Genomic DNA, 6,633 nt, shown 5'->3' with positions numbered 1-6,633 from the left:
CTCCTGGAGAGGTGAGCGGGCGGCGGAAGGTCGAGGGGCGGGCGGAAGGTCAAAGCGTGCGGAGGCGGACGGTGATGCCCCAGGGGTCGCTCGCGAGGACGCCGTCCGTCGTGGTGGTAGTGGCGAACCCTTCGGCGTGCAAGCTGGCGATCGTGCGGTCCAGCGTGGTCTGGTCGGGCAAGACGAGGTCCCAGGTGAGCAGGCGCGCGTCGTTCTCGCCCGAGGGGGCACTGCCGGCCGCCCAGGTGTTCACGCCGATGTGGTGGTGGTAGCCGCCCGCGCCCATGAACAAGCCAAAGGGGGCGATGAAGGACCAGGTGACCTTGGGAAAGCCGAGGCCCGCGTGGTAGAAGCGGGCGGCGTTGTCGAGGTCGCCGACGTAGAAGTGCATATGACCGATGGTCGTGCCGTTCGGCAAGCCGGTCCAAGGCGTGGTGCTGGCAGTGGCCGCGAGGGCTTGGAGATCGAGGGGGTCACCGCGACCGACGATTTCGCCGCCTTCGGTGACTTGCCAGTCCTCGCGGGGACGGTCGCGGTACACCTCGATGCTGATGCCGTCGGGGTCTTGCAGATACGTCGCTTCGCTGAAGTGGTGGTCGCCCGCGCCGACGTGGACACCGAGGCTGAGGGCGTTGCGCACAAAGCGGGCGAGGTCGTCGCGGGTGGGGAGGAGCAGCGCGAAGTGGTAGAGGCCGAGGCGGCCTCGGTGCGGCGCGTACTTCACGCCTTTCTTTTCGCGCAGTTCGAGGAGGATTTGGCCGTCGGGCGTGCCGAGGCGGGCAGTGCGTCCTTCTTGTTGGTGGAGGTGCAGGCCGATGATGCGGGTGTAGTAATCCAGGGACGCGTCAAGGTCGTTGATTTGGAGGGTGACGGTGCTGAGGCGAACGGTGGCGGGCAGGGTGTGGTGAGGGGGAGCTTGTCCGATGCGCTCAGCGGGAAGTTGCAGATAGGGAATGGTGGGGGGAACGTTCACGTCAACTCCTTGTTGTGCTACTGGGTGGTGTGACAAGTATTTGATAAGAGAAACAGCGGGGCCAGATGGGAAGCAGCGTCGAGCAAGAGAAGGGCTTGGCAGAGATTGGTGGGCGCTCTGATGGTTTGAAGCTGTCAAGCGCTCATGCCTTCAATATTAGGTGTTTCAACAGAGAAATGCAAGAGGTGCTCAACAACAGGACAGGCACCTGCTCTCCCCTGCGCCATCCCTCTGTCGAGATTGCCCCGCTGTTGACCCTCCAGAGCTTCAGCAGCCAATCCTCCAACAAGGACCATCAACGAGGAGAACTTGACGCCGCACAACGTCCCAACGTTCGCACGCCAACCTCGACGGACCGCCTACTGACGATCGTGGTCGGTCACACGAGAGCCAGTCTCTATCCCCCACACGCCCAGCGAACGAGACGCACCATTCCATGTGGAGTGGTGCGTCTCGTTCGCCAAACTCAGCCGTAAAGGTAAGATGCCGAGCTATCCCTCGCATTCACGCACCTTCTAGCGCGCAAGTCCGCTTTGTAAATCAGCGAATGAACAGCCTTTTCAGCGGGTCGCTCCCATGGCCATGCCTTGACGTCAACCTTCGATGAGGCTCTTGTCGGTCGATTACGAGCTGGCGCCCCCGATGCAGGGCGCGCCACGTTCCGGCGCCTGGCTGCCCTGCTCGAACTTCGCCAGGAACTGCCCGAGGCGGGGGTCGTTCACGTCCTGCACGCGCAACTGTCGGTTCCAAGCACTGATCACGACGGGCGTGTCCAGCCCAGGGTACGGGGAGAGCAACGTGTACGTGTACCCATCGACGAGTCGTTCGAGGATCTTGACCTGTGCTTGCGGAAGGTCGGGTCGGTACGTAATCCACACGGCACCGTGCTCCATCGAGTGCACGGCTTGCTCCTTGGTGATGGGTTGGCGGTACACGCCGCAGTTGAACCACGCGGGATGGTGCGGGCCACCCACAGGAGGCGTTTCGGCGTACTGCACGGTGCCTTGCTGGTGGACACTTCCCGCGTAACTGAAGCTGGTGACGCCATCGACTCGAGTGGTGGCATTCCAAGCGATCACGCCACCCACGACGGCCGCGACGCTCACACCCGTGATGATCCAGGTGCGCAACTGCGCTTTGCGCTGCGCTTGACGAAGCTTCTGGGCATTGGTGATCTTGCCGGGAGCATGGCCGGTCTTGCTCGGAGCATTGGCGGTTTTTCCGGGAGTGTTGCTTGTTTTGCCGCTGTTGGACGAGGGGCGCTTCTTGCTCACGACGTCACTTCAGGTTGACGGAATGCAACGCCGTATGAAGGGCGTCCGCGAGGGGCGTGGTGGGTCGGCCGATGAGGCGGCGCAGGTCACCGCTGCTGGTAGCGAGGTCGCCACGTTCGATCCCGGCGTCCGAGTCGGCGAGGATGGTCGCGAAGCCTTCCGGCAGGCCGAAGCTCACGAGCATCCGGGTGTACTCTTCGCCTGGGAGGTTCTGGTACGTGACAGGCCGACCACCCTGGCGGCCGAGCTCCGCGGCAAGGTACAACATGGTGACCGCCTCGTCCCCGCCAAGTTCGTAGGTGACGTTCTCGTGGCCTTCCGTGGTGAGCACGGCCGCGGCCGCCTCGGCATAATCGGCGCGGGTGGCGGGAGTGAAGCGGCCGTCGCCGGCCGCGCCGAGAATCACGCCTTGCGCGAGGGTCTGCTCGAGCGTGCCGGTGTAGTTCTCGGTGTACCAGCCGTTGCGCAAGATCACGTACGGCAGGCCCGATTCACGAATCAGTTCTTCCGTAGCGTGGTGGTCACGTGCGAGCAGCATGGAAGTGGTGTCCGCGCCGAGAATACTGGTGTACGCGATGCGCTTCACACCAGCCGTTTTGGCGGCGGCCACGACGTTGCGGTGCTGTCCGACGCGATCTTGGAAGTCGCTGCTGCTGATTAGCAGCAGCGTGTCGACCGCCTCGAGGGCGTTGACCAAGGTGTCTGGTTGAAAGTAGTCCCCTTGGCGGACTTGGACGCCTTGCGCGGTGAGGTCAGCGGCTTTGGCCGGGTTGCGAACGACGGCAATCAGGTCGCTGGCGGGCACGCCGCGTCGAAGGAGGGCTTGAAGGGTGAGACGGCCAAGGTGGCCGGTAGCGCCGGTGACTGCAATCATGAGGTGCTCCTGAAGGTGAGCGGTCATATTCGTGGGATGACCGGACAAAGGGCAGGTCGGTGTCAGTGAGTGACACGACGCTGCCCCTCTCGTTCAGCGAAATCGAGTTTCTTCCAGTTGAGAAGTCGAAGTTCAGTCTTCGAGGGTCACGACGAGCTTCCCGCTCGCACCACCCGTGGCCAGACGCCCCAAACCCTCAGCGGCCCGGTCGAGCGGCAACACATCGGACACGACGACCTTGAGCGTCCCGGCGGCCGCTTGCTCGGCGAGCGGCGCGAGCACGTCCCGCGTCGGGCGGCTCATGACGGGCGTGCCCGTCACGCCGGCCGCGCTCAACGTCGCTTCATCCGGCATCGCCGCGAGGCTGGAGATCCGGCCGCCACGGCGCACCGCGCCCACGGGAACGCCCGCGGGGTCCATGCCGTGCAAGTTGATCATGGCGTCCACACCTTCAGGGGAGGCCGCGCGAACTTGCTCGGCAACCGATCCGGCGGTGAAGTCGATGACCTTGGACGCGCCGAGTTCGGTCAAACGAGTGACGTCCGTGGCTCTGCCGGTGGCGATGACGGTCACGCCTCGAGCCGCAAGCAGTTGCACGACGAAGGACCCCACACCGCCCGACGCGCCGTTGACGAGCACGGTTTGACCGGCTTGCGGGTTGATCGCGTCGATCACTTGAACCGCCGACGCTCCAGCGAGCGGAAGGGCGGCGGCCGTGGTGAAGTCCAACTTGGCGGGCTTCTTGGTGACGGCGTCGGCGGGCAGCAGCGCGAGTTCGGCGAGCGTGCCGGCGGAGATGGGTGGCGCGAGCAGCACGTGGCCGAGCACTTCGTCACCGACGGCGACGTGATCGACGCCCGCCCCGACGGCTTCGACGATGCCGGCGGCGTCACGTCCCAGCACCACGGGGTACTCGTGCGGCAGGCCGTACTGAGCCAGCATGCCCGCGGCGACGCCGTTGTCAATGGGATTCAAGCCAGCAGCTTTGACGCGAATCAGGACGGTGCCTTCAGTGGCCGTCGGAGCCGGGATATCGGAGAGTTGGGGTTGTTCGCTGGCGGCGGGAACGTGAAGTGCGCGCATGTGGGGCTCCTTATTTCGTGAGGGGTGTGTGGTGCGTTGTGGCGGCTGCTTTCTTTTGTTCTTCGCTGGTGGTTACTTTATATGTTAGAACATCCTTTGTCAAGACACCCTTTCCGGAGACTTCAGCAATCCAACCAAAATCGGCAACGACCACCGAAGACGGCTCACTTCCTTTCCGGCAAAAGCGCACAACTGGCGTTTCCCGTGTTGCGCGTTAGTCCCGATCAGACGTTGCCATCCCACTCTTGAGGTGGCAAAGCATTCGTGCCTGAAGCGAGAGGGCCAGCACCTGCCGGTGAGGTTCCTCTAGCCCCCAATAATCTACTGTTACAACACCGATAATGACGGCATGAGTATCCTGTTTCCAAGAGAAGGACGGCGAGACCAATTCTGCGTGGGCAGCAAGGCATTCACGCATGTCCTGCTGAAGCCCAGTCTTCGAGGCAGACTCCCCGAGCGTGCTCGCGACACCGGGAATGCAGATCCGGAGGGCATCCGAGACCTCCCCTGCGTACCCGCCAGTTCCCCATCAGCGAGGGAGCGTTCGGTCGCTCTGAAAATGACAGGTGTCACCCACTGGCCGCATCACAGGCACCATGAGTCAGTTCACGTGTGATGACAGGCTGGACGTCGCTGGAGGCGATGTCGCTACCATGACTCGATGCTGTCTCTGCCACCCGCCCTGATTGCTCTTCTCCTCGGTGCGCTGCTCGGGGCATGTGGTCTTCCTCTTCCCTGGAGTTTCCTCGCCCCCGTTCCTCTTGCACTCCTCCTTGCTCACATCGCGAGTGCTGAACGAAGGCCTGAAGTGGTCAGCCGGATGTGGTGGGCCGGAACAGCGTATTTTGCCGTTCAGCTCTGGTGGCTGATTCCATTTCTCGGCAAGTTATTCGGCGTGCCTTTCTTGGGTTTCCTGGCTACCTTGCTCTACGCCCTGGAAGGAGGATTCCTTGCTTTCGTGGCGGCCTTGGTCGTGCAATTTTTTCAATCCAGGCGAGCTCGTGTGTGGGCCTTGGCCGGCGGATGGATTCTTCTCGAGTGGACGCGCTTCTTCGGACCCTTCGCGTTTCCCTGGCCGACGTTGGGGTACAACTTGCTTCCGACACCAGTCATTCAGATCGCCGACTTGGGCGGTGTCCTGCTGGGCAGCGTCCTCGTGGCTGCCACAGCGGCCTCTCTCGTGAATGTACGGTGGGGCAGTCATCGTCCACTTGTCGTCATGACGTTCGTATGGCTTGCTGCTCTCGTTTATGGTGTCACCCGGGTGCCTGGCGAAGGACCCGTTCAACCGATGCTTGCCCTGCGAACCACGGTCGATCAGTTCGGTGCCGCGCTTCCACGCAGCGCCCTCTTCGAGCGGTCTCGACGTCTGACGCGAACAGAACGGCGGGAGGCCGAGGTGGTCGTCTGGAGTGAGAGTGCCATCAACGACGAACGATTGCTCGTGCAAGCTCCTCCCGACGGCTTGTATGGGTTGAGTTCCTTCGTACCTCCACGCCGTAACACGCTGGTCGCGTGGACTGGAACTGCCGTGACGTCGCAAACGGATAAAGCGCGTCCTGTCCCCTTTGGAGAGTACTTCCCGTTGCGCCTTCCGCTTCATGCTGCTTGGGAAGTGGTCGAGAAGATGACCGGAACATCGCTGGTCAGCCTTCCTGCGGCGCAGGCGCTGAAGACGCTCGTGCTCAATGATGTGGTGTACGGAGCGTATGTCTGCTACGACAGCGTCTTTCCCTGGGTCGCGAGGCAACTGACCCGTGAGGGAGCTGAGGTGCTTGTCAACGCGAGCAATGACGGTTGGTTTGCGGGCTGGGGAGTAGAGCAGCACTTCCTGATGGGAACGGTTCGGGCCATTGAAACACGGCGCTGGTTGGTTCGGAGTGTCAATCAAGGCGTTGCAGGGGTTGTGGATGACTTGGGCAGGCCAAGGCAACTCCGAGCATTCGGGGAAGGCGTGGTTCATGCTCAGCCTCGTCGCCTCACAGGGCAGAGCGTGTACATGCGCCTCGGGGACGTTCCTGCCCTGCTGCTCGCTCTCTCTCTGGGAATCTATGCGCGCAGGGTAGAACGGAAGCATGACCGGCACGGAAGGATGACGGCCAAGGCGGCCGCACCATCTTCGTGAACAGGTTGGTCGGGCGGTACGGGCGTTCATAGCCGCTCGCTATTCCAAGACGTGGGGACCCCCCTTGCATTTCTATGTTTTAACACCTATTATCAGCAGCATGACCGAGGAACACCGTGGCGCTTGTACGCAAGATAGCTTTCCTCCTGGTTCCCTTGAGTTCGTGCTTTGCGCTTTCCCATCTCACGAATCCCTTGCCAGATAGGTGTTACACCGCTTAGGAGCCAAACAAAGACTTAGCGTGACCCTTCCCTGAACACGACCCGCCCCTCGACCTTCCGCCGCCCGCTCACCTCTCCAGGAA

Annotated in this window: 5 protein-coding genes; 1 reads left to right on the top strand and 4 read right to left on the bottom strand. The window is 62.5% G+C overall.

Going from position 1 to position 6,633, the window contains the following annotated elements; genetic code table 11:
• Positions 1 to 49: 49 nt before the first annotated feature.
• The 4 genes from DES52_RS22280 to DES52_RS22265 all read right to left on the bottom strand — a co-directional run bounded on the left by DES52_RS22280 (position 50) and on the right by DES52_RS22265 (position 4,204).
• Entirely contained in the window at positions 50 to 973 is a 924-nt protein-coding gene (locus DES52_RS22280; RefSeq protein ID WP_170131229.1) for a VOC family protein, read from the bottom strand.
• A 623-nt stretch (positions 974 to 1,596) separates the two neighbouring features.
• Positions 1,597 to 2,247, bottom strand: a complete 651-nt coding sequence (locus tag DES52_RS22275) for a thioredoxin-like domain-containing protein (protein ID WP_245901230.1) — start codon at positions 2,245 to 2,247, stop codon at positions 1,597 to 1,599.
• 4 nt (positions 2,248 to 2,251) lie between these two features.
• The gene (locus DES52_RS22270; RefSeq protein ID WP_110889033.1) at positions 2,252 to 3,121 is read right to left on the bottom strand and encodes an SDR family oxidoreductase; all 870 of its coding nucleotides are present in this window, start codon (positions 3,119 to 3,121) and stop codon (positions 2,252 to 2,254) included.
• Positions 3,122 to 3,253: 132 nt separating this feature from the next.
• A complete protein-coding gene (locus DES52_RS22265; RefSeq protein ID WP_110889031.1) occupies positions 3,254 to 4,204 on the bottom strand; it encodes an NADP-dependent oxidoreductase in 951 nt (316 codons plus the stop codon).
• Positions 4,205 to 4,865: 661 nt separating this feature from the next.
• On the opposite strand from DES52_RS22265, the gene lnt reads away from it, so the two are divergent.
• Positions 4,866 to 6,329, top strand: a complete 1,464-nt coding sequence (lnt, locus tag DES52_RS22260; RefSeq protein ID WP_110889030.1) for an apolipoprotein N-acyltransferase — start codon at positions 4,866 to 4,868, stop codon at positions 6,327 to 6,329.
• Positions 6,330 to 6,633: the final 304 nt, after the last annotated feature.

Source organism: Deinococcus yavapaiensis KR-236 (genome assembly GCF_003217515.1).
Taxonomy (GTDB): Bacteria; Deinococcota; Deinococci; order Deinococcales; family Deinococcaceae; genus Deinococcus_A; species Deinococcus_A yavapaiensis.
Note: the sequence above shows the minus strand (reverse complement) of the source record. Positions and strands in the feature narration are given on the sequence as shown.